We start from the raw sequence: 22,977 nt of genomic DNA on the forward strand, positions 1-22,977 counted from the left end.
AACAAATGAGAGCTGTGTTGCAAATGATGCCTCGCCGAATCAGTGATTTAATCACTCAGCTTCCTAGTCACATATGGAATGAGATGGAGGAAATTAGACTACGGATTGGGAAACAAGTGGAAGTAGCTGCTAAAGGACAACCTCATTTTCTTTCCTATATATTTACAAAAGAAGATGCTGAGCAATTTATTGCAAAGCTAGCCAATCATTCATTTTATACACTGGATGAAGAATTAAAAAAGGGATATGTCACCATTGATGGTGGCCATCGAATAGGATTAGCTGGAAAAGTCATTCTTGAAAACAGTCATGTGAAGGCGATCCGCCATCTAGCCTCATTTAATATTCGTATCGCAAGGGAGAAAATTGGTGTTGCCGAAAAATATTTGCCATTTTTGTATCAAGAAAACTGGAAAAACACCATGATTATTGGTGCGCCGCAAACAGGAAAGACGACTTTATTAAGAGATATAGCTCGGATGATCTCAACTGGTTCATCCCATCAAAAGCTTACTGCGAAAAAAGTTGGTATTGTGGATGAGCGCTCAGAAATTGCCGGTTGTGTGCATGGAATTCCGCAACTTCAATTTGGTCCAAGGATCGATGTATTAGATGCGTGTCCTAAAGCAGAAGGGATGATGATGCTCATACGTTCGATGAGTCCGGATGTATTAGTTGTAGATGAAATTGGTCGAGAAGAAGATCAATTAGCGATTATGGAAGCAGTCAATGCCGGGATTGCCTTAATGATGACAACCCATGGTCACTCCTTTGAGGAAGTGAGGAAAAGGCCATTGCTTCAGAAGATTATTGATTCACAAGTATTTGAACGATTTATTGAATTGTCTCGTATAGACGGTCCTGGAACGATTGCAGCGATTAAGGATATCAAAGGGCAACCAATTAGAATTCCGGAGCTGGTCCATCATGTTTAAATTGATCGGCTCTCTCCTCATCTTAGCTGCCACAACTTTTATTGGATTTGAAATAGCAAGAAGATTAAGCGTGAGACCGAAACAAATTCAATTGTTTGCGGCTTCCCTTGAAACATTAGAGACGGAGATCATGTATGGTCATACTCCACTTGGCGAGGCATGTATGAAAATATCAAAGCAGCTACCTAATCCAATTTGTGTTCATTACGAAAGGTTTGCTCATTTTCTGGAGAAAGAAGAAATAACCGTTTATCAGGCATGGGAAGAGGCATTAAAAGAAGCATGGAAACAAACAGTCTTAAAGCAAAATGAATTTGAAATCCTTCAACAATTTGGTGCTAATCTTGGGAAGCATGATCGTGAGTCTCAGCAAAAGCAAATTATCTTAACACTGAATCATTTAGGTAGAGAAGAAAAGGAAGCAAGGGAGAAACAAAAAACTTACGAAAAAATGTCCAGGAATTTAGGAGTCTTGGTTGGAATGCTCATAATTATTTTATTGATATAACGGTTAATTTCTAGTGCTAGAGCTGGATTAGGGCTGTGATCTCCCGTATATATACTACTATGCTTTTTCATGAACTCTTGAAATGGGGGCTTACTACCCGTAAATGCGGGATAAATAGGAGGTTACGAGAATGGGCATAGAGGTAGATGTCATCTTCAAAATTGCTGGAGTCGGCATCGTTGTTGCTTTTTTGCATACGATCCTTGACCAGGTGGGAAAAAAAGAATATGCCCAGTGGGTCACTTTGTTTGGTTTTATTTATATCTTATTCATGGTTGTGACAATCGTTGACGGGCTTTTTCAGAAAATCCGTTCGGTGTTTTTATTTCAGTGATAGGGGGAGTCCGTCATTGTTATGTTGCAAATTGCGGGGATCGCCCTGATTACGACATTTCTAGTATTAGCGATTAAGGAGCAAAAGCCTGGGTTTGCTTTTTTGCTTATATTATTTACAGGAACAGGAGTATTTCTATTTCTTGTTGATCAAATTCAGAAGATCATTATGATGATTGATACGCTGGCAGCAAATGCTAATGTGAACTCTATGTATGTAAAGACAATTTTAAAAATAATTGGAATTGCCTATATTGCAGAATTCACGTCTCATATTAGCAAAGATGCGGGTCTAGGTTCTCTTGCAGCCAAGGTAGAATTAGCTGGGAAAATATTAATATTAGCGATGGCAGTGCCAATCTTAACAGTTCTAATTGAAACGATTCTTGCTCTAATGCCTGCCTAAAATGCATTTGTAGAACGGAGTGGAAATAGATGAAATTCCGCCATTGGATGATTCTTTTGTTCTTTATACTTATGTTCATGGAACCCGGACAAGTTAATGCTCAAGAGGAACAACCTATAGAAGATGAAAAAGAGAGTACGTTAGATCGTTATATGGAAGATTTAGGACTTGAGGAATTAAATCAATATTGGGACACAGTTGTTGAAAATTATGGGAATTATTTACCCGAAAGTAAACGAGGGACCCTGATCGACTTTGTCAAAGGAGACGGGACCTCCTCTATGCAAGCCTGGATGAATGGAATTATTGCGTTCATCGTTCAAGAAATATCACTGAATTTAAAGCTTTTAGGCACCTTAATGCTTTTGACAATTTTCAGTGTGTTTTTGCAATCTCTTCATAACGCATTTGAACAAGGTGCTGTTAGTAAGGTTGCCTATTCAATTATTTTTATGGTCCTTATTATTATCGCGCTCAATAGTTTTCGGGTTGCAAGTGAATATGCAATTGAAGCGATTGACCAAATGAGTCAATTTATTTTGGCGTTATTACCACTTTTACTAGCCTTAATTGCCTCATCTGGAGGAGTTACTTCCTCAGGTTTTTATCATCCGATCCTTGTGTTTTTAATAAATATTAGTAGTTTGTTGATTAAAAACGGCGTTTTACCCCTATTATTTCTTTCTACATTGTTAAGCATCGCCAATGCTTTGAATGGCGAGATCAAGGTCTCTCAATTAGCTGGTTTGCTAAAGAAAGCGAGTGTTGGCCTGTTAGGAGCTTTTATTACGATTCTCCTCGGTGTGATGTCATTGCGTGGAGCTGTTTCTGCTGTTGCAGATGGGGTTGCGATTAAGACAGCTAAGTTTGTAACAGGAAATTTTGTTCCAGTTGTTGGGAAGATGTTTACTGATGCAGCTGATACGGTACTATCGGCTTCCGTTTTATTGAAGAATACCATTGGGATTGCAGGGGTCATCATTCTTCTTTTAATCGCCGCTTTTCCGGCTATAAAAATATTGATCATATCCTTTATTTACAAACTATCAGCAGCTTTATTACAGCCGCTTGGAGATGGCCCAGTAATTTCTTGTTTAAATGCTGTAAGCAACAGCATGATTTATGTGTTTGCCTCATTAGCCATTGTTTCTTTCATGTTTTTTATTAGTATGACGATTATTATTACATCTGGCAATATTACGATGATGGTTCGATAAGGAGGAGAGGATATGGAATTTATAAAGGATTGGATTCTGAATATTATTATCTTCCTTCTTCTAGCAATGATTATCGACATGCTTTTGCCAGCGAATAATATGCGGAAATACGTAAAGCTTGTGACAGGTTTGTTGCTTATTTCCATCATTATCACACCTTTATTTCAATTATTATCAAGTGATTATGAACAAGTGTTGACCTCTTTTACAAAAAAGATAGAAGCAAGTGAACAATCTACAGGAAATTTGCTAGAAAAGAAAAAAATAGAGATACAAGCCTCACAAGATGCATATACATTAGATCAGATGGCTGTCCAAATGAAAAAGGAAGTGGAAAAGGAGTTGATGGATCATTATCAGGTCGTAATTAACCACATACAAATCTCTGCCGATGCCAATATGGATCAACCAGAAGAACAGATCAATCAGGTGGTGGTTCATATCGACCCTTCCGAAAATGAAATAGCGATTGTAGAACCAGTTAATATCAATACAAAAGAAGAAAAGCCGAAGGAAAGCAATCAGCCAAACAGTGAAATCAAAGCCTTACTGTCTAATCGATGGGAAATTCCTGAAGATGTCATTGAAATTGTTTCGGGGGAGGAACCAGGAAAAGATGGCGAATCAAAATAATCCTTTTCAATGGATAAAAGAAAAATTAGAAAACCTTAAACAAAAGCCTCCCGGAAAAAATGGCGGTAAAACAACCTATCTTCTCATCTTACTTGCATTAGGAGCTTTATTTATGATCATGGGTAGTCTATGGAAAAGTGATGTAGAGGAACATCCAGCAGCCGTACTAGATAAAGAATATGATGAAAGCTCTGAGGCATTTGGTTCGAAGCAATCAGAATCAAATGATGGGATGAAATTATTTGAAGATCAGTATGAACAGCAGTTAAAGGAGGCTTTGGAATCAATTGTAGGTGTTCAAAGTGCTACCGTTATTGTCACTGTCTCTGGAACAGAAAAAAAAGTATACGAGAAAGATACTGTCTTAAGAAATCAGACAACCCAAGAAGGCGACACAAACGGGGGGACAAGGCAAGTTGAAGATCAGTCAAAGGAAGAGCAGATTGTTATCATCCAAAATGGAGATAAAGAAACGCCTCTCACCTCAGAGACGAGAAAGCCAGATATTCAAGGTGTTTTGGTTGTGGCGGAGGGAGCAGATAATATGCAAGTGAAAAAGTGGATTAGAGAGGCTGTAACCAAGTCTTTAAATGTACCTGTTCATAAAGTGGCCGTTATTCCAAAAAAATCTAAGGGGGAATCTTAATGCTCTTGAAAAAGCAAACGGTTTGGCTATTAACAATGTTAAGTCTTGTGGTCGTATTATCGGTCTATTATGTTCTACAGAACCCAACATCTAATGATTTGGCGACAAGTGGGGAAGAGGAAGCAGAAAGTGCCAGTAACCAAATGAGCGATAAGGATATAGACATCATGACTCAAGCAGCGGGTGATGAAATCTATGAAGCCATGCGCATGGATTTGCAAGATAAGCGTAGTGAAGAAAAGCTAAACTTGCAAAGCCAATTAGGGGAGAAAGAATTAACAGCAGATGAAAAAAATAAATTGTATGATGAAATGGAAAAAATTGATGAAATGGCAACAAAAGAAAATATTATTGAAACAAGTATAATAGGTTTGGGATATAGTGATGCACTAGTGGAAATAGAAGATCATACAGTCAATATTATGGTGAAAGCAGAAGAACATTCAGCAGCAGATGCTGTGAGTATCCTTAAAGTTGTAAAAGATGAAATCAGTACGAATTATGTGCCGAATATCGAATTTGACACGAAATAAACTGAGGACGGAGGGGGGATTCCCATCCGTCCCATTTCTTTTTTTCAGAGGATGTTCAAAAGGATCAAAGGCTAAATTCGCGACATCCTGTCGCAACTCCTTTGTGACCTGTGTCCTGCAGGCCTCGGTAAAAATGACACTGCGAGATAAAGGGTCTTCGACTAATTACCGACACGTCCTGTGTCGAACGTCGAAGTCACCACATCCTGTGGAAGCTCGCTTGGCTTGCATTTCCGCTCCTTGGAAAAGAAAACTACTTTTCCTTCGTGCGATGCGGATTCGAGGAAGTTTTCCTTGTGCTCGTATATCAAGGAAAGGAACTTCTACTAGCACCGCCCACGTCCTGTGGGCAACGTAGAAGTCAGCGTTTTTATCCGACTTGGTCCTCTTTATCCTCCTTTTTGAACACGCACTTTCATGTTTTTTTTAATAATAGAGAAGGAAGGATTGAATTTTTATGAGGTATTATATTATGATATTAGCAGCTACTCATAAATTTTAAGGAGTGTCATTATGTTAAAAATAGAAGAAATTCGCGAGATTATCAAATTAATTGATCAATCCTCTATAGAAGAATTTGTGTATAAGCATGAAGGATCTAAAGTGGAATTGAAAAAACGATCGAACGTACAATCAATTCAAGCACCACCTACTAATCCATTGCCTGTAGCGGCCACTCAACCATCTACCCCTGCACAAGCACCGGATGTAACAGTTCAACAAAATAGTGAGCAAGAAAAGTCTTCAGAAGCTCTTTCAGATCAATATCATCAAATTGTTTCTCCAATGGTTGGAACTTTCTATACGGCATCATCCCCTGATACTCCTGCTTATGTTGAAGTAGGTTCTATAGTCCATGAGGATTCAGTTGTTTGTATCGTAGAAGCAATGAAGTTATTTAATGAAATTGAAGCTGAAGTTGAAGGTGAAATTGTCGAGATTCTTGTCAAGGATGGTCAATTGGTTGAATATGGTCAACCATTATTCTTGGTTAAGCAAAAGTAAGGAGTATGGGCTATGATAAAGAAAATATTAATCGCTAATAGAGGCGAGATCGCGGTAAGAATTATTCGAGCTTGTAAGGAAATGGACATTGAGACAGTAGCTGTGTATTCTGAGGCAGACCAAGAGGCACTTCATGTTCAACTTGCTGATGAGGCCTATTGTATAGGACCCAATGCCTCTAAAGATAGTTATTTAAATACATTAAATGTTGTCGGGGTTGCAAAATTAACTGGCTGTGATGCCATTCATCCAGGATATGGATTTTTAGCTGAAAATGCAGATTTTGCAGAATTATGCCGTGTCTGCAATATCATCTTTATAGGACCTAGTCCTGATGCGATCTCTAAAATGGGTACAAAAGATGTAGCTAGAGAAACAATGAAAGAAGCAGGTGTCCCGATTGTTCCGGGCTCTCGCGGTATTATTGAAAAAATTGAGGATGGCGTTGAACTAGCGAATGAAATGGGCTATCCGGTGATTATTAAAGCAACCGCCGGTGGAGGCGGGAAAGGGATTCGAGTAGCCCGCACAGAAGATGAATTGATCAAGGGAATTAAAATTACAAGACAAGAAGCTGAAACAGCTTTTGGCGATCCAGGAGTATATTTAGAAAAGTATATAGAGGATTTTCGTCATGTGGAAATTCAAGTTTTGGCAGATCAGTTTGGCAATGTAATTCATCTGGGTGAAAGAGATTGTTCCATCCAACGGAGGCTGCAAAAATTACTAGAGGAAACACCTTCTCCGGCTATTGATCCCGAGACAAGGGAGCAAATGGGACAGGCTGCTGTTCAGGCCGCCAAAGCGGTAGAGTACACAGGAGCAGGTACGATTGAATTTATTTATGACCGAGGAAGTCAGGAATTTTATTTCATGGAGATGAATACAAGAATCCAAGTAGAGCATCCTGTTACAGAAATGGTAACAGGGATCGACTTAATTAAAGAGCAAATTCGTGTTGCTGCAGGAGAAAAACTTTATGTAAAACAGGAAGATGTTGAATTTCGTGGCTGGTCCATAGAATGCAGAATTAATGCAGAAAATCCAGAAAAGAACTTTATGCCTTCCGCAGGACGGATTGAAATGTATTTGCCTCCAGGAGGACCAGGGGTAAGAGTGGATTCAGGTGTATATCCAGGCTATACAATCCCACCATACTATGATTCAATGGTAGCAAAGGTAATTTCTTATGGGAAAACTCGTGAAGAAGCAATTGCCAAAATGAAACGTGCTTTAGGAGAATTTGTGATTGAAGGAATTCAAACAACCATCCCATTTCATTTAAATTTATTGGAGAATGAAACATTTGTACAAGGGGACTTTAATACGAAGTTTCTAGAGATCCACGATGTAATGGGCCAAAAATAATTGGGGGTGCAAAGCATGGAAGAAGCAATGAATATGTTGGAAATGATTCAAGATGATGAACAAAGTCATGGTAAAATCGAGATCGCTCCAGAAGTAATTGAGGTAATCGCGGGGATTGCCGCTGCTGAAGTAGATGGAATTGCGCAAATGCGAGGGAATTTTGCTAGTGGTGTTGTTGAAAAGCTAGGTAAGAAAAATCATGGAAAGGGCATTCGAGTCGAGTTATCAGATGATGGAATTAAAGTCGATGTATTCTGTTTAATGGATTTTGGTGTATCAATTCCAACTGTAGCCCAAAAGGTACAAGATAATATTAAACAAACACTTTATAATATGACTGCCTTAGAAGCAAAAGAAGTCAATATTCATATTGTGGGCGTTGCATTTGAGACACATAAATTAGAACATGAATTAGAGATTGAAGAATAAGGCACTCAAAACGCGAGGAACTTAGATATTAAGGAAGAACAGCTAAGTTCGCGACGTACTAATGCAGGCTAAGCTACGACATTCTATCGCTTCGCCTGCTCTAAGTATGGGCTGTACATCGCAATACCGTTTTGACCCGCCTCCTGTGCGGGCCTAAAGGAGATTATCATACTACATGAAAAGAAGAACTGCACGTGAAAAGGCATTACAAGCTTTGTTTCAAATGAATATAAGTGGAATAGAAGCAGAAGAAGCAATCGAGAATGTATTAGAAGACGAAAAGAAGGATCCTTTTTTACAGCAATTGGTGGAAGGAACTATTCAACATTTACCGGAAATTGATGCTGAAATCCAAAAACATTTGGAAAACTGGACGCTGGATCGTCTCGCTAAAGTCGACATCACCATATTAAGGATAGGTATGTATGAATTATTATTTCATGATGACATACCTGAGAATGTGGCAATCAATGAAGCCATTGAAATCGCAAAAATATTTGGTGATGATAAATCAGGAAAATTTATTAACGGGATCCTTTCAAAAGCCAAAAAAGAAAGTTGATTTATATTCCTTCAACAGGAAGTATAGCTAGTGTCTATCATTATGGAAAGTTCTTGCAAATGACATCTTTAAATATAGCGAGTTCTACCATCGGTGGAGGGCTAGCAGACAGGTTGTACCGAGATAAATCCATGCAAGGGGGAAGAGGATGACTGCCAAATTAATTGATGGAAAGAAAATAGCACAAGCAACTCGCGAAAAGCTTGCAGAAGAAGTAAAAGAGCTGACAGCGGCGGGAATGAAGCCCGGGCTTGCGGTAATCTTAGTGGGTGATAACCAAGCTTCACGGACGTATGTCACATCCAAGCAAAAAAGTTGCAAAGCGATCGGAATGGAATCAATTTTAATTGAGCTGCCAACTAATGTATCCGAAAATGAATTATTGCAGCATATTGTAGAACTAAATAATCGTAGCGACATCCATGGAATTTTGGTACAGTTACCATTACCTGACCATATCTCCGAGATAAAGGTAATAGAATCCATTTCTCCTGAAAAAGATGTGGATGGATTTCACCCGATTAATATAGGGAAAATGATGACAGGACAAGATACATTTTTTCCTTGTACACCATTTGGCATTATCGAAATGTTGAGGTATGAGAAAATCACGATCGCTGGAAAAAATGCTGTTATTGTTGGTCGGAGTAATATTGTTGGAAAGCCAATGGGACAGTTATTGTTAAACGAAAATGCTACAGTTACTTATACGCATTCAAAAACAACCGATTTGGCTTCACACACTAAAGAGGCAGATATAGTCGTCGCCGCTATTGGTAAAGCAAACATGATTACATCTGAATATGTGAAGGATGGCGCTATTGTTATTGACGTAGGAATGAATCGTGATGAAAACGGGAAGTTATGTGGAGATGTTGACTTTACAGATGTTTCCAACAAAGCGGGATATATTACTCCTGTCCCAGGTGGTGTCGGCCCTATGACGATTACAATGTTATTATATAACACTGTGAAGTCGGCTAAAAATAAATTAAATCATCGCAATCATGGATAAAAACGAGTACAATAGAATAAAGAATATGAGAAAAAGCTGTCATCCAGATTATTGGAATGCAGCTTTTTCTGTGAAAGAAAACCATTGTTATTTAGACCTCAAAGTAGGTCCTTGCGTTTTTACTAATTAGAAGGTGAAGAAATGAAGAATCCATCATACTTATCTGTCCAGGCCTTAACCAAGTACATAAAAAGAAAATTTGATGCAGACCCTCATTTAATGAATATTTTTGTAAAAGGTGAAATTTCGAATTTTAAAAAACATACGAGTGGCCATTTATATTTTACGTTAAAAGATGATCAAGCAAGAATTATGGCTGTTATGTTCTCGAGGTCGGCTGCAAAAATGAAATTTAATCCAGAAAACGGCCTGCATGTGTTAATAAAAGGAAATATTTCGGTATATGAACAATCGGGTCAATACCAAATTTATGTGCAAGAGATGTTGCCAGACGGGATTGGAGAGCTATTTCTTGCTTATGAGCAATTGAAAGAAAAGTTAGAAAAGGAGGGCCTGTTCCAGGCTTCTCATAAAAAGTCGATTCCAGTTTATCCGCAAAAGATCGGGATCATTACTTCTCCTACTGGCGCAGCTGTCCGAGATATTATAACAACCATCAAAAGACGTTATCCTATGGGCGAAATCCTCTTACTTCCTGTTCTTGTGCAAGGAACGCAAGCAGGAAAATCAATCGTTGAAGCGGTTCAGCTTGCTAACAATCGTCAGGATATTGATGTGCTTATCGTAGGAAGAGGGGGGGGGTCAATCGAAGATCTGTGGGCATTTAATGAAGAAGCCGTTGTAAGGGCTGTTTTTCAATCTACGATTCCAATTATTTCGGCGATTGGTCATGAGACAGATTTCACGATTACAGATTTTGTTGCAGACTTACGAGCACCTACCCCTACCGGCGCGGCCGAGCTGGTTGTTCCTCATGTAGAGGAATTAATGGAACGCTTATTAAATTTGCAAAAACGATTGAATCGAGGAATGGTTGAAACGATTCGTCTAAAGCAAACTCAATTAAACTATTTGCGCCAATCGTATATTTATCGCCACCCTCATAAAATTTATGAGCAAAAATGGGAGACTGTGGATCGTTGGAGTGAAAGGTTGCACGCAGCGCAAGAACGTTTATTACATCAGAAGATGGAATGCTTCCGCAAGTTAGATCAAGCTTTGGCGACACGTCATCCTGCTACAAAGATCGAATTACATAAGGAAAAATTACGTTATCTTCACGAGCGGTTAAATAGGCAGATTCAGTATGTTTTTGACAAGAAGAATCACGATTTTTTGAACAAAGTTTCTAAATTAGATGCTCTAAGTCCTTTGAATATTTTACAGAGAGGCTTTAGTGTTACGTATAATGAAAAAGGCGAGTTAATTAAAAGTACGGAAGCTGCAAGGACCGGTGAAAAAATAATTGTTAGAGTGATGGATGGACACTATTATTGCACGGTCGATTATGCGGAGAAAGGTGAAAGAAATGAAAGAAAAAATGACATTTGAACAAGCGATAAATGAGCTTGAAAAAATTGTTGGGCGCTTAGAATCAGGTGATATCCCACTAGAAGAGGCCTTGACCATCTATCAAAAAGGCATGGAGTATTCTAAATTTTGTCATGACCGCCTAAAGAATGCAGAAGAGCAATTAACAAAAGTCTTAACAGATCAAGGAGAGGAGGCTTTTCATCTCCAAGAGGAGGAGCAAGAGTGAGCGTGAATCAGGAGGAATACCTCAACCATTATAAACGTCAACTTGAAACGAATCTTATTAATGCGATTGAAGCCTTGCAAGCACCACAATCGCTACAGGAAGCGATGAAGTATTCTTTAACGGCTGGCGGCAAAAGAATTCGCCCGCTTCTGTTATTCGCTGCCATACATGCGTATGGAAAGGATCCACAAGCAGGAATGTCAACAGCTTGTGCATTAGAAATGATCCACACTTATTCCCTTATTCATGATGATTTGCCTAGCATGGATGATGATGATTTAAGACGGGGAAGGGCGACAAACCATAAAGTATATGGAGAAGCACTTGCTATTTTGGCCGGGGATGGACTATTAACGTATAGCTTTGAGCTTATTTCGAATGATGATCAATTAAGTAACGCTGACAAAGTTTGGTTGGTCCAATTATTAGCCAAAAACGCTGGACCAGTTGGAATGGTCGGAGGGCAGGTCGCAGATATCGAAGCAGAAAATCAAGAATTAACGATGAAGGAGCTTGAATACATTCATCAACACAAAACGGGAAAGCTACTATCATTTAGTGTTTTAGCAGGTGCTAAAATTGCTGGTGCGAATAGTGAAGAGTTAAATTTATTTGAGGAATTTTCCCAACATATAGGATTAGCCTTTCAAATTAGTGATGACATCTTAGATGTGATTGGAGATGAAAAGCTGATTGGTAAGCCCATTGGTAGCGATGATGGGAAATCGAAGAGTACGTATCCCGCGTTACTCACGCTCGAGGGAGCAAAAGAGCAGCTAGCTTATCATACGAAACAGGCTAAAACCGCTTTACATCTTACAAAACAAAATACGGAGTTGCTGTATTATCTAACGGATTTGATCGCAGATCGGCAAAATTAAAGTATAAATTCATGTTCAAAAGCATTGTTTAGTGGAATATGAGCGAAATAAATATCAGGTTTTACAACCTCCCCACTTATTGATGAAAAATGAAATATATGATATAATTTTGCTACACTGCTGGATGGTGCAGTATTCTAGTCAATCTACCGGTTCTGAAGGTGGGCCTAAAAATTCACTAAAGGGCATATCGATGAAGTTCCTTGTTTCGGCTTGAGGAGCCCAGCCTTGGGTCGGAGCTGGGAGTAAAGGTACAAGGGCGATCCACAAAGGCATGTGGGCGTAGACCCTTTACCGCGGAGGCTTCATTTATTCAGCTGGCAAAAAGCACTGCATGAATAGTGAAGTATAGACCTGCAATGTGACAAAAGGGTATCACTAGCAGCGTAGCCTGCCTTGAGTGAAGTTAGAGGGGATTATGGTTATAAGGAATAGGATACGGTTGGCCATCGTGCTTATTTCTTCCGTCCATATGAAATCTACTTTGCAAAAGAGGCTAGGAACTAGGTTCAGGGTTGTTGAGGAAATCTCCTAGACTGTTCTTAGACATAATAAGGGGATTATAGTGCGGACTAAGTGGTAATCCAGTCTGACATAAGGTGACTTTGTCAAAGCGAATTTAAAGGGAAACCGCCGAAATGGTGACATTCGGTATTTGCTTGGGAAAACCTACTGGACCTAAGCCGTAATTTTTACTCTTATTATGACCATCCGGCACACTAATGGAAAGATGGAATTTAATGATTATGAAAGAAATTGTACATAAATCAATGAAATGGAGTATCACCATAGCCGTTATCACATTTGTGTTAGCGGCTATTTTTTCAATCGCTTCCAACGGAGCTTTACACGGGGTATCATGGACTTTTGGCTTAATGATTGTGCTTTTTATTGTCCTGATTGGGATATTATTTGATATGATAGGAATTGCAGCTACAGCTGCAAATGAAACTCCTTTTCACTCCATGGCAGCGGAAAAAATTTATGGAGCCAAGCATTCTATTCGTATTATTCGAAATGCGGACCGTTTTGCTAGTTTCTGTAATGATGTCATTGGAGACATTTCTGGAATTATTAGTGGTACAGCGGCAACATTAGTTATCATCCAATTGGCACAAAGCAATAATATTGCTAATAATTCGGCGCTTGATTATAGTTTGAATGTAGGTTTAACTAGTCTTATAGCTGCCATTACTGTAGGTGGGAAGGCTCTTGGAAAAACAATTGCTATTACCTATTCAAGAAATATTATTTTTCAGGTTGGTAAGGTATTGCAATTTCTTGAGGAAAAAACCCACATTACGATTATAAAAGATCACAAGAAAAAGAACACTAAATCCAAATCAAAGAAATGAAAGTGAGTGATCCAATTTGGATCTTTTATCAATTAAAGACCCTTCTTTTTTAAAAACGATGAATAAGGAGGAACTCGAACAGTTAAGTGAAGAGATCCGAGAATTCTTAATAGAGAAATTATCTTGGACAGGCGGGCATATTGGTCCTAATTTGGGTGTTGTTGAGTTAACTTTAGCCCTTCATAAATGTTTTGAAAGCCCAAAAGATAAAATTATTTGGGATGTTGGGCATCAATCTTATGTGCATAAGATTTTAACCGGTCGTGCGAACCAATTTGACACTTTACGGCAGCACAAGGGTTTATGCGGTTTTCCAAAAATGTCAGAAAGTATGCATGATGTTTGGGAAACAGGGCATAGCTCTACTTCATTATCTGCTGCCATGGGAATGGCTATAGCACGTGATGTCAAAAAAGAAAACTCATATGTGATCCCAGTAATAGGGGACGGAGCATTGACCGGTGGAATGGCGTTAGAGGCTCTAAATCATATTGGTGATAGCCAAACGAATATGACGGTTATTCTAAATGATAATGAGATGTCGATTGCACCGAATGTAGGGGCCTTAAATAATGTGCTCGGAAAATTAAGAACTGCGGGAAAATATCAGTGGGTAAAAGATGAACTAGAATATTTATTGAAAAAGATCCCAGCTGTGGGTGGTAAGCTTGCTTCTACTGCAGAACGTGTGAAAGACAGCTTGAAATATCTACTCGTTTCCGGTATCTTTTTTGAAGAATTAGGTTTCACTTATTTAGGACCTATTGATGGCCACAATCTAGATGAACTGTTGGAAAATATTCAATATGCAAAAAAAACGGACGGTCCTGTTCTGCTTCATGTTATTACAAAAAAAGGAAAAGGATTTAGCCCAGCGGAAGATGATAAAGTTGGAACATGGCATGGTACTGGCCCATATAAAACGGAAACAGGGGATCTTATTAAGCCGGTTAACACGGCTCCAGCTTGGAGTGCATTAGTAAGTGAAACCGTGCGTAAACTTGCTCGTGAGGATCAAAGAATTGTAGCCGTAACACCTGCAATGCCAGTAGGTTCTAAGCTTGAAAAATTCGCAGAGGAATTTCCTGATCGAATGTTTGATGTTGGCATTGCTGAGCAACATGCAGCGACAATGGCTGCTGGATTGGCAACACAAGGAATGAAACCTTTCCTTGCTATTTATTCAACCTTTTTGCAAAGAGCATATGACCAAGTGCTTCATGATATCTGCCGGCAAAATTTGAATGTTTTTATCGGAATAGATCGGGCTGGTTTAGTAGGAGCAGATGGGGAGACTCATCAAGGTGTATTTGATATTGCTTTTCTACGCTCATTACCTAATATGGTCATTATGATGCCGAAAGATGAGAATGAAGGACAGCATATGGTGTACACAGCAAATCAATATGATGATGGTCCCATTGCTATGAGATTTCCTCGAGGAAACGGGTGTGGCGTCCCAATGGATGAGACATATAAAACAATTCCAATCGGAAGTTGGGAAGTGTTGAAAGAGGGGACCACAGCGACGATTTTAACTTTTGGCACAACAATCCCAATGTCAATGGAAGCAGCTTATCAATTCGAAAAACAAGGGATTTCTGTGCAAGTAATAAATGCTCGCTTTATTAAACCGCTAGACGAAAAGATGCTTGAAAGTATTTTGAGTACAAGTGGTCCTATTTTGACGGTGGAAGAAGCCGTACTTGAAGGTGGGTTTGGCAGTGCCGTTCTAGAATTTGCTCATGATCATGGGTATAGTAGTACAACGATTGAGCGAATGGGGATCCCTGACCGCTTTATTGAGCATGGGAGTGTCAAAGAATTGTGGAATGAGATTGGATTGACTACAGATCAGGTTATGAACAAGATAAATTCTATGCTCCCTGCTAAGAAAAAAAGGGCGTAACCAAGTATGAAGATACAAAAACAAAGGTTAGATATCTTACTTGTTGAAAGAGGTCTGGTGGAAACACGTGAAAAAGCCAAACGAGCGATTATGGCGGGGATTGTCTTTTCAAATGAAACTCGCTTAGATAAGCCAGGAGAAAGAATAGCGACTGATATTCCCATTCAGGTCAAAGGGAATCCTTTGCCATATGTTAGTCGCGGTGGCTTAAAATTAGAAAAAGCGTTGACGGAGTTCCAAATAACAGTCCAAGATAAAGTAATGTTGGATATTGGTGCGTCAACGGGCGGCTTTACTGATTGTGCCTTACAAAATGGTGCGAAAATGGTGTATGCCCTTGATGTCGGCTATAACCAACTTGCTTGGAAATTAAGAAATGATCCGCGTGTTGTGGTGATGGAAAGAACCAATTTTCGTTACGTAAAGCCCGAAGATTTAGATGGTGGAATGCCTGGTTTCGCAACAATTGATGTTTCCTTTATTTCTTTAACTTTAATTTTACCTGTATTAAAAGGGTTGTTATCACCCGAAAGCAATGTCGTAGCTTTAATAAAACCCCAATTTGAGGCAGGAAGAGAAGAAGTAGGGAAGAAAGGTATTGTAAGAGAAAAAAGCATTCATGTAAAAGTCGTGGATAAAATTAAACAATTCTCCTTACAGCAGGGATATGATATACAGAACGTATCGTTTTCTCCGATTACAGGAGGAGAAGGAAATATTGAATTTCTTATCCACCTCTCATGGCTTGGTTTAGATGAGCATAACCCAACAGGGGAGGACTTTTCTGCCCATTCCACGGTAGAGATTGTAGAACAAGCTCATAATCAATTTAAAAAGTAAGAGGAGGGATGTCCAATTGGATACCCCTCTTTTGCTTGTTCCGTCTTTTGTTGTATAATACAGTATAATTATACAGATCCACATTATATAAATTTGAAGGCGGTAAAAGAATGACAAAAGGACAGCGACATATAAAAATACGTGAATTAATTGGGACGAAGGAAATTGAAACACAGGATGATCTTGTTGAAGAATTGGAAAATGCAGGATTTAATGTCACGCAAGCTACTGTCTCTCGTGATATTAAAGAATTGCATCTTGTAAAGGTTCCCTTAGCGGATGGTCGTTATAAATATAGCCTACCAGCAGATCAACGTTTTAACCCTTTACAAAAATTAAAACGATCCTTGACTGACTCGTTCGTAGGGATTGATTACTCACAAAATTTAATTGTTATGAAAACTTTACCAGGAAACGCTCAAGCAGTGGGAGCATTGATTGATCAGTTAGATTGGGATGAGATAATGGGCAGTATTTGTGGAGATGACACATGTTTAATTATTTGTAGAACTTCGGAAGATGCCACATCAGTGAATCAGAAATTTATTGATATGCTCTGAAATGTGTTAAATTTAGGAAAGGATAAATTCGGCTACTGCTGAAACTAGCTCCAAGAAGCTTCCAGGATGTGAGTTCATCGTCGTTGCGACGTACAGGATACAAGTGCCGATGAAGCGACAGGGCGTCGCGTTTGGGTCTTCCGATAGGTTGTCGTACCTTTAACCGATGTTCCGCTTAATAACCTGAGCTAATTAAAATCAGCCGGACTTTTCTTCTCTCAGAACATTTGTCGGAGGGCAACAGGATGTTAATCAGAAAGGCGTTGCGATATACGGACGTACTAAAATGCAGATGTCGAGCCTTTCTTCTTACACTAAACACTTGCGCTTTTCTTAGAAAAGGGGAATTGATTGTGTTACAGGAATTATCAATTAAAAATTTTGCAATTATTGATGAAATACATGTCTCTTTTGAAAAAGGTCTAACAGTTTTGACAGGAGAAACAGGTGCAGGGAAGTCAATCATTATTGATGCCTTACATCTGCTAATGGGGGGGCGAGGTTCATCTGAGTTTGTTCGTCATGGAGAAAAAAAGGCCGAGATTGAAGGCTTATTTGATTTAGCGCCAAATCATCCGTGTTACTCGCGCTCGCGTGAATTTGGCATTGAGATAGAAGAGGGTATGCTAATTTTACGTCGAGAAATCTCTAATAATGGGAAGAGTGTCTGTCGGATAAATGGAAAATTGGTGACGATTTCTATTTTACGTGAAATGGGACGGACTCTTATTGATATTCATGGTCAGCATGAGCACCAAGAATTAATGGATGAATCACGCCACCTTGCTTTGCTTGATCAATTTGGTGGTGAAAAAATTGCAAACGCGTTAATGAATTACAGAGATATTTATTCAACTTATATCAAAACACTTAAACAAATAAATGATCTTAAATTAAATGAGCAACAGATCGCTCAGAGATTAGATCTTTTACAATTTCAAGCTCAAGACATCCAAAAGGCTGATCTAAAACTGAATGAAGATGAGCAATTGCTTGCAGAAAGAAAGCAATTAGCGAATTTTGAGAAGATTTATGCCTCATTAAAGGCTAGCTATGAAGGACTGCAAGGAGAGAAAAGTGGACTAGATTATATTGGACATGCTATGGGTCATTTAGAAAGTGCTGCTGAGCTAGATGAACAATATTCCGATGCTTATGAAACCACTGCAAATAGTTATTATTTATTAGAGGATGTTTCAACACGAATAAGAGAAGGTTTGGAGAATATGGAATTTGACCCAGAACGATTAAACGAAATTGAAAGTCGAATCCATGAGATGAACCAACTGAAAAGAAAATATGGGGAAACGATTGAAGAAATTCTTGAATATGGCGCTAGAATTGAAGAAGAAATGGAAACTTTAACAAATCGAGAAGCGCGGATTGACCAGCTAGAGGAAAAATTGGATTCCATTAAAAAGGACTTGGCTGTTGAAGGGAAATATTTAGGTAAATTAAGAAAGCAGAGTGCAGAAGCATTGTCCACCTCTATTCATCGCGAATTAAAAGAACTTTATATGGATAAGGCGGTTTTTAAACCGGTCTTTGTATCGGATAAAAAAGATCATTTGGAATTTAGAAAAGATGGCCTAGATGAAGTCGTGTTTTATATTTCCACAAATCCTGGCGAACCTTTAAAACCATTATCTAAAACGGCTTCTGGAGGAGAATTATCAAGGATTATGTTAGCGCTAAAAACAATTTTTTCCAAGCATCAAGGCATCACCTCGATTATTTTTGATGAAGTAGATACAGGCGTGAGTGGCAGGGTTGCTCAAGCAATAGCCGAAAAAATATCGAAAATCTCTTACCAATCCCAAGTATTTTGTATTACCCATTTGCCACAAGTCGCTGCGATGTCTGATATTCATTTTCTAATTTCCAAAAAAGAAGAATCTGGTAGAACGAAGACTCAATTGACCATTTTACAAAAAAAGCAAAAAATAAATGAAATTGCCAGAATGATTTCCGGAGCCGAAATGACTGAATTAACCAAGGAACATGCAAAGGAATTACTAGAAATCGCTGGTACTTTAAAAAATACTTGAAAAGCTATCCTATATTGGACAGCTTTTTTACTTTCTTCCACTTATAAATAAAGCACAACCGGGCTAAATTAAAGATGTGGGCTAGAAAGCGAGGAGAGTGAAAAGTACATGCATGATTGGATAAGAAAAGCGATAGGTGGAATTCTCCTTGTTTCACTTTTAATGTTAAGTTTTAGTAAACCTGTTCAACAATTCATTCAGATACCAGGGAGCGTTACCTTATTTGAAGGCCAAGAGCAATCAATAATGAAAGCTAATGCAATGACAGTTTCTACATCATCTTCAGAGAAGGTCGATGTAGAAGAAAGTCAGCAGGCCATTTCTTTAGAAGGAAAAAGTCCTGGGACGGATGAATTTGTTTTAGAATTTGCCGGTCTTCCGGTGAAAAAGGTCGATGTGAATGTTTTAAAGGATATGAAAGTATATCCTGGCGGACAATCAGTGGGAGTGAAGCTAAATACCCTTGGCGTCTTAGTTGTAGGGCACCATTTAGTATTAGCAGATGGTAGAAAGGTATCCCCAGGCGAAGAAGCCGGAATCCAGCTTGGAGATATTATTACAAAGATAAATGGAAAAAAAATCAATAGTATGGCTGATGTGGCACCATTTGTAGATGAAGCTGGAAATAATCAAAAGGAATTGGATATTTCTTTACAAAGAGGGAAAGAGAAATTAAATGCGACTTTGCAGCCTGTAAAAGATGATAAAGAAAAATCCTTTAAATTAGGCTTGTATATACGTGATTCGGCAGCAGGAATTGGGACAATGACGTTTTATGAACCAAATTCGAAAAAATATGGTGCCTTAGGACATGTTATTTCAGATATGGACACGAAAAAACCAATTGTGGTGGATCATGGGCAAATTGTAAAATCAACTGTTACAGCCATTGAGAAGGGGAAAAACGGTGCACCAGGAGAGAAATTAGCGAGATTTTCCGCGAATCGGGAAGTGATTGGTGACATCACAACCAATAGCCCATTTGGAATCTTTGGAAAATTAAAGAAGCCGATTACCAATGGCATTATGGATAAGCCTCTTCCCATTGCATTAGCGAATCAAGTACAAGAAGGACCGGCTCAAATTTTAACAGTGACAGATGGAGATAAGGTCGAACCGTTTGATATTGAAATCGTCAGTACGATTCCGCAAAAATACCCTGCGACAAAAGGGATGGTATTAAAGGTCGTCGATCCTGAATTATTAAAGAAAACAGGGGGGATTGTACAGGGAATGAGCGGGAGTCCCATCGTACAAGACGGGAAGATGGTTGGAGCTGTCACTCATGTTTTTGTAAATGATCCAACATCGGGCTATGGCGTTCATGTTGAATGGATGTTAAACGAAGCAGGTATTGATATATATGAAGATCAGACTGATAAAGCTAGCTAAGGGACCGCAACTGCGTTCCCTTGCTTTTTTTATGCTTTGGGAAATTAAAAATTCTTTGGGGCGACATCCAGCTCCAACGCCTAGCCCGGAGAAGCTCATAGGATGTCTGCCTTTAGCCGATGTTCTGCTTAATAACCCTGAACCTATGAAGGAAAAAAGCCCGTACCTAGGTTCAGGAACATTTGCTTGTCGCTCCTAATCAGCCGTCTTTCGCATTTCATGTATCCTTTATCTCAGGGCTACAGGATGTAGGTCAGAACAGCGTTGCGACGTACAGGATGTACTAGTGCAGACGAAGCGACAGGATGTCGCGTTTTTAGCTGTTCATCCTTACTATGTACGTCGCTAAGGCGCTTGCGCTTTTGTTCTGGATGATAAAGAAAATTCGACAAAATGAAAAAATAAAGTCGAATAAGGGCGAAAACAAGAGTAAAACAGAGTATGAGTAAGTTTTTATAAAAAAAACGATAAATTTAAAGGATTTTTAATTTCTTTGGCGTATTTATCTATTAGTGTCAAAATAAGGAATCGACGGGTTGAGGAGGAAAAAATTTGAAGAAAATTAAAGTATGTCTTGTGGATGATAATCGAGAACTAGTAGGTTTATTAGATGAGTATCTTTCTGCACAGGAAGATATCGAAGTGGTTGGAACGGCTCATAATGGACAAGAGTGTTTGGAGCTATTAGACGATGTTGAACCAGATGTTCTGGTTTTAGATATTATTATGCCCCATTTAGATGGATTAGGGGTATTAGGTAAATTGCGAGAGCTTAATAAGCGGATCCCAAATGTCATCATGTTAACAGCCTTTGGACAAGAAGATGTTACAACAAAAGCTGTTGAATTAGGAGCTTCTTATTTCATTTTAAAACCTTTTGATATGGAGCATTTGGTGACACATATCCGGCAGGTCAGTGGAAAAGCAAGTGGATTAAAGAGGAGCACAAATCAAGTGAAAAGTCATTCCCATGAACCGAAATCGGAAAAGAATCTTGAAGCAAGTATCACGTCTGTGATCCATGAAATTGGGGTTCCAGCTCATATAAAAGGATATCTATACTTAAGAGAGGCTATAACGATGGTTTATAATGATATTGAATTGCTTGGTTCCATCACAAAGGTTTTATACCCAGATATTGCTAAGAAATTTAATACAACGGCTAGCAGAGTTGAACGAGCGATCAGACATGCCATTGAAGTAGCATGGAGCAGAGGAAATGTCGATTCTATTTCCTCGTTATTCGGTTATACAGTTAGTATGTCAAAAGCAAAACCAACTAACTCAGAATTTATAGCGATGGTCGCAGACAAGCTAAGACTTGAGCATAAGGCATCATAATTTGGATTCATAGCAGATTGGATCAGACAACGGTGGTGAAAAAATGACCATAGTATTAGCACATCGAGGTGCTTCGGGAACCAAGCCAGAAAATACGATGGAGGCGTTTATTGCGGCAGAACGGGCCGGTGCAGATGGGATAGAACTGGATGTCCAATTAACCTCAGATGGAGAAATTGTGGTGATTCACGATACCACTGTTGATCGAACAACGAATGGTAGTGGGCTTGTTAAAGGTTTTACAAGATCTTCATTGCAAAGTTTAAAAGCAAATCATCACTTTAAGCATTATTTTAAAAAGGCGTGTAAAATTCCAACCCTCACAGAAGTATTTGATTGGATGCAAGAAAATGAATGCCTTTGCAATGTAGAATTGAAAAACAACATCATACCTTACATGGAGCTTGAAGAAAAGGTTGCAGCTTTAATTAATAAATATTCTTATGAGAAGCGGATCATCATTTCGTCATTTAATCATTCTTCCCTTCAGAAAATGAAAGGAATTTGCCCGGCAGTTGAAACTGCCCCATTGTATAATCATCATGTATATAAACCATGGGAATATGCCGCAACATTACAGGCAAGTGGGATTCACCCAAAATTAAAAATACTGACAGATGATATCATCAAAACAACCTTGGAATTTGGCATTGATGTACGGCCTTATACGATTAATAAACGTAGGGACATGAAAAGACTCTTCCAATTAAGATGTTCGGCGATCATTACCGATTATCCTGAAAAAGCGGTAAATTTTAAAAAAGTGTTAGGACGTAAAAATAGGTAAAAACAAAAGCGCAAGCGCCCGTTTAGCGACGTACAAACTTTTTTAATAAGGATGAACGGCTAAAAACGTGCCATCCTGGCAGCAGACTCAAACGCGACGTCCTGTCGCTTCGACCGCACTAGTAACCTCCTATACGTCGCAACGCCGTTCTGACCAACATCCTGTTGGCCTGAGATAAAGGATACATGAAATGCGAAAGGCGGCTGATTAGGAGCGACAAGCAAATGTTCCTGAAACGAAGAAGGGTGAATTTCCCCTTCTACAATTCAGGGTTATTTTGCGGAACATCGGTTAAAGGCTCGCCGTCCTGTCGAAACACCGATGGACTCGCATCTGCCGTCTGTAGCTAGACAGTACGGCGAAGTATGAGCCGATGTTGGATTACGCAAACAGAAGTTGAAAGTTTGCTAGTCGCTGGGCGCTGGAGTTAGACACCAACTGCGAGGTAAGCAAGTTATACACAGGTGACAATTTTATAATTTCCCAAGCCACAAAAAAGACGCAACTGAATTACTACCTTTCAGTTTGCGTTTTTTAATCGTTAAGGAAACTAT

General features: G+C 39.0%; 24 protein-coding genes. All 24 read left to right on the forward strand.

What is annotated here, in order from left to right; translation table 11 throughout:
• Window positions 1-5: 5 nt before the first annotated feature.
• Entirely contained in the window at window positions 6-935 is a 930-nt protein-coding gene (spoIIIAA, locus tag IPU53_RS19995) for a stage III sporulation protein AA (protein WP_207452762.1), read from the forward strand.
• Window positions 928-1,443, forward strand: coding sequence for a stage III sporulation protein SpoIIIAB (spoIIIAB, locus tag IPU53_RS20000; protein ID WP_207452763.1), 516 nt, complete (start codon window positions 928-930; stop codon window positions 1,441-1,443). Before spoIIIAA ends, spoIIIAB begins: the two co-directional genes overlap by 8 nt.
• 130 nt (window positions 1,444-1,573) lie before the next feature.
• Window positions 1,574-1,777: a stage III sporulation protein AC gene (gene spoIIIAC / locus IPU53_RS20005; protein ID WP_057983258.1), complete on the forward strand. Its 204-nt coding sequence runs from the start codon at window positions 1,574-1,576 to the stop codon at window positions 1,775-1,777.
• A 21-nt stretch (window positions 1,778-1,798) separates the two neighbouring features.
• Window positions 1,799-2,182: a stage III sporulation protein AD gene (spoIIIAD, locus tag IPU53_RS20010; protein WP_207452764.1), complete on the forward strand. Its 384-nt coding sequence runs from the start codon at window positions 1,799-1,801 to the stop codon at window positions 2,180-2,182.
• Between the two features lie 29 nt (window positions 2,183-2,211).
• Window positions 2,212-3,399, forward strand: coding sequence for a stage III sporulation protein AE (gene spoIIIAE / locus IPU53_RS20015; RefSeq protein ID WP_207452765.1), 1,188 nt, complete (start codon window positions 2,212-2,214; stop codon window positions 3,397-3,399).
• A 12-nt stretch (window positions 3,400-3,411) separates the two neighbouring features.
• Window positions 3,412-4,032: a stage III sporulation protein AF gene (gene spoIIIAF, locus IPU53_RS20020; protein WP_207452766.1), complete on the forward strand. Its 621-nt coding sequence runs from the start codon at window positions 3,412-3,414 to the stop codon at window positions 4,030-4,032.
• Complete coding sequence (gene spoIIIAG, locus IPU53_RS20025) at window positions 4,016-4,678, forward strand: stage III sporulation protein AG (protein WP_207452767.1); 663 nt, start codon at window positions 4,016-4,018, stop codon at window positions 4,676-4,678. Before spoIIIAF ends, spoIIIAG begins: the two co-directional genes overlap by 17 nt.
• Window positions 4,678-5,211: a SpoIIIAH-like family protein gene (locus IPU53_RS20030; protein ID WP_207452768.1), complete on the forward strand. Its 534-nt coding sequence runs from the start codon at window positions 4,678-4,680 to the stop codon at window positions 5,209-5,211. The genes spoIIIAG and IPU53_RS20030 overlap by 1 nt, the downstream gene beginning before the upstream one ends.
• Window positions 5,212-5,724: 513 nt before the next feature.
• Window positions 5,725-6,216 carry an acetyl-CoA carboxylase biotin carboxyl carrier protein gene (gene accB, locus IPU53_RS20035; RefSeq protein WP_207452769.1) on the forward strand — a complete coding sequence of 164 codons (492 nt, stop codon included), beginning with the start codon at window positions 5,725-5,727 and terminating at the stop codon, window positions 6,214-6,216.
• Between the two features lie 12 nt (window positions 6,217-6,228).
• Window positions 6,229-7,584: an acetyl-CoA carboxylase biotin carboxylase subunit gene (accC, locus tag IPU53_RS20040; protein ID WP_207452770.1), complete on the forward strand. Its 1,356-nt coding sequence runs from the start codon at window positions 6,229-6,231 to the stop codon at window positions 7,582-7,584.
• A 15-nt stretch (window positions 7,585-7,599) separates the two neighbouring features.
• On the forward strand, window positions 7,600-8,013 hold the full coding sequence (locus IPU53_RS20045) for an Asp23/Gls24 family envelope stress response protein (protein ID WP_207452771.1): 414 nt from the start codon (window positions 7,600-7,602) through the stop codon (window positions 8,011-8,013).
• A gap of 175 nt (window positions 8,014-8,188) precedes the next feature.
• Window positions 8,189-8,575, forward strand: a complete 387-nt coding sequence (nusB, locus tag IPU53_RS20050) for a transcription antitermination factor NusB (RefSeq protein WP_207452772.1) — start codon at window positions 8,189-8,191, stop codon at window positions 8,573-8,575.
• A gap of 148 nt (window positions 8,576-8,723) precedes the next feature.
• Window positions 8,724-9,590: a bifunctional methylenetetrahydrofolate dehydrogenase/methenyltetrahydrofolate cyclohydrolase FolD gene (gene folD, locus IPU53_RS20055; protein ID WP_207452773.1), complete on the forward strand. Its 867-nt coding sequence runs from the start codon at window positions 8,724-8,726 to the stop codon at window positions 9,588-9,590.
• A gap of 141 nt (window positions 9,591-9,731) precedes the next feature.
• Complete coding sequence (gene xseA, locus IPU53_RS20060; protein WP_207452774.1) at window positions 9,732-11,102, forward strand: exodeoxyribonuclease VII large subunit; 1,371 nt, start codon at window positions 9,732-9,734, stop codon at window positions 11,100-11,102.
• Entirely contained in the window at window positions 11,080-11,310 is a 231-nt protein-coding gene (xseB, locus tag IPU53_RS20065) for an exodeoxyribonuclease VII small subunit (RefSeq protein ID WP_207452775.1), read from the forward strand. Before xseA ends, xseB begins: the two co-directional genes overlap by 23 nt.
• On the forward strand, window positions 11,307-12,191 hold the full coding sequence (locus IPU53_RS20070; protein WP_396019965.1) for a polyprenyl synthetase family protein: 885 nt from the start codon (window positions 11,307-11,309) through the stop codon (window positions 12,189-12,191). The genes xseB and IPU53_RS20070 overlap by 4 nt, the downstream gene beginning before the upstream one ends.
• Before the next feature lie 746 nt (window positions 12,192-12,937).
• Window positions 12,938-13,546, forward strand: coding sequence for a hypothetical protein (locus tag IPU53_RS20075; RefSeq protein ID WP_207452789.1), 609 nt, complete (start codon window positions 12,938-12,940; stop codon window positions 13,544-13,546).
• Between the two features lie 16 nt (window positions 13,547-13,562).
• Window positions 13,563-15,455 (forward strand): 1-deoxy-D-xylulose-5-phosphate synthase, encoded by a 1,893-nt coding sequence (dxs, locus tag IPU53_RS20080; protein WP_207452776.1) that lies wholly within the window; start codon window positions 13,563-13,565, stop codon window positions 15,453-15,455.
• 6 nt (window positions 15,456-15,461) lie between these two features.
• Window positions 15,462-16,295, forward strand: a complete 834-nt coding sequence (locus IPU53_RS20085) for a TlyA family RNA methyltransferase (protein ID WP_207452777.1) — start codon at window positions 15,462-15,464, stop codon at window positions 16,293-16,295.
• A 110-nt stretch (window positions 16,296-16,405) separates the two neighbouring features.
• A complete protein-coding gene (ahrC, locus tag IPU53_RS20090; RefSeq protein WP_207452778.1) occupies window positions 16,406-16,855 on the forward strand; it encodes a transcriptional regulator AhrC/ArgR in 450 nt (149 codons plus the stop codon).
• Between the two features lie 353 nt (window positions 16,856-17,208).
• Window positions 17,209-18,903, forward strand: coding sequence for a DNA repair protein RecN (gene recN, locus IPU53_RS20095; RefSeq protein ID WP_207452779.1), 1,695 nt, complete (start codon window positions 17,209-17,211; stop codon window positions 18,901-18,903).
• Window positions 18,904-19,011: 108 nt separating this feature from the next.
• A complete protein-coding gene (gene spoIVB, locus IPU53_RS20100; RefSeq protein WP_207452780.1) occupies window positions 19,012-20,295 on the forward strand; it encodes a SpoIVB peptidase in 1,284 nt (427 codons plus the stop codon).
• A 552-nt stretch (window positions 20,296-20,847) separates the two neighbouring features.
• Entirely contained in the window at window positions 20,848-21,636 is a 789-nt protein-coding gene (spo0A, locus tag IPU53_RS20105) for a sporulation transcription factor Spo0A (protein ID WP_207452781.1), read from the forward strand.
• Between the two features lie 43 nt (window positions 21,637-21,679).
• Window positions 21,680-22,423: a glycerophosphodiester phosphodiesterase gene (locus IPU53_RS20110; protein ID WP_207452782.1), complete on the forward strand. Its 744-nt coding sequence runs from the start codon at window positions 21,680-21,682 to the stop codon at window positions 22,421-22,423.
• The last annotated feature ends 554 nt before the right edge of the window (window positions 22,424-22,977 follow it).

The organism is Bacillus sp. SD088 (assembly GCF_017355205.1).
Classification (GTDB): Bacteria; Bacillota; Bacilli; order Bacillales; family Bacillaceae_C; genus Lederbergia.

What these genes read in the sequence shown, in the direction of transcription:
- spoIIIAA (WP_207452762.1), top strand. Translation starts at nt 6, where the DNA reads ATGAGAGCTGTGTTGCAAATGATGCCTCGCCGAATCAGTGATTTAATC.
- spoIIIAB (WP_207452763.1), top strand. Translation starts at nt 928, where the DNA reads ATGTTTAAATTGATCGGCTCTCTCCTCATCTTAGCTGCCACAACTTTT.
- spoIIIAC (WP_057983258.1), top strand. Translation starts at nt 1,574, where the DNA reads ATGGGCATAGAGGTAGATGTCATCTTCAAAATTGCTGGAGTCGGCATC.
- spoIIIAD (WP_207452764.1), top strand. Translation starts at nt 1,799, where the DNA reads ATGTTGCAAATTGCGGGGATCGCCCTGATTACGACATTTCTAGTATTA.
- spoIIIAE (WP_207452765.1), top strand. Translation starts at nt 2,212, where the DNA reads ATGAAATTCCGCCATTGGATGATTCTTTTGTTCTTTATACTTATGTTC.
- spoIIIAF (WP_207452766.1), top strand. Translation starts at nt 3,412, where the DNA reads ATGGAATTTATAAAGGATTGGATTCTGAATATTATTATCTTCCTTCTT.
- spoIIIAG (WP_207452767.1), top strand. Translation starts at nt 4,016, where the DNA reads ATGGCGAATCAAAATAATCCTTTTCAATGGATAAAAGAAAAATTAGAA.
- IPU53_RS20030 (WP_207452768.1), top strand. Translation starts at nt 4,678, where the DNA reads ATGCTCTTGAAAAAGCAAACGGTTTGGCTATTAACAATGTTAAGTCTT.
- accB (WP_207452769.1), top strand. Translation starts at nt 5,725, where the DNA reads ATGTTAAAAATAGAAGAAATTCGCGAGATTATCAAATTAATTGATCAA.
- accC (WP_207452770.1), top strand. Translation starts at nt 6,229, where the DNA reads ATGATAAAGAAAATATTAATCGCTAATAGAGGCGAGATCGCGGTAAGA.
- IPU53_RS20045 (WP_207452771.1), top strand. Translation starts at nt 7,600, where the DNA reads ATGGAAGAAGCAATGAATATGTTGGAAATGATTCAAGATGATGAACAA.
- nusB (WP_207452772.1), top strand. Translation starts at nt 8,189, where the DNA reads ATGAAAAGAAGAACTGCACGTGAAAAGGCATTACAAGCTTTGTTTCAA.
- folD (WP_207452773.1), top strand. Translation starts at nt 8,724, where the DNA reads ATGACTGCCAAATTAATTGATGGAAAGAAAATAGCACAAGCAACTCGC.
- xseA (WP_207452774.1), top strand. Translation starts at nt 9,732, where the DNA reads ATGAAGAATCCATCATACTTATCTGTCCAGGCCTTAACCAAGTACATA.
- xseB (WP_207452775.1), top strand. Translation starts at nt 11,080, where the DNA reads ATGAAAGAAAAAATGACATTTGAACAAGCGATAAATGAGCTTGAAAAA.
- IPU53_RS20075 (WP_207452789.1), top strand. Translation starts at nt 12,938, where the DNA reads ATGAAAGAAATTGTACATAAATCAATGAAATGGAGTATCACCATAGCC.
- IPU53_RS20085 (WP_207452777.1), top strand. Translation starts at nt 15,462, where the DNA reads ATGAAGATACAAAAACAAAGGTTAGATATCTTACTTGTTGAAAGAGGT.
- ahrC (WP_207452778.1), top strand. Translation starts at nt 16,406, where the DNA reads ATGACAAAAGGACAGCGACATATAAAAATACGTGAATTAATTGGGACG.
- spoIVB (WP_207452780.1), top strand. Translation starts at nt 19,012, where the DNA reads ATGCATGATTGGATAAGAAAAGCGATAGGTGGAATTCTCCTTGTTTCA.
- IPU53_RS20110 (WP_207452782.1), top strand. Translation starts at nt 21,680, where the DNA reads ATGACCATAGTATTAGCACATCGAGGTGCTTCGGGAACCAAGCCAGAA.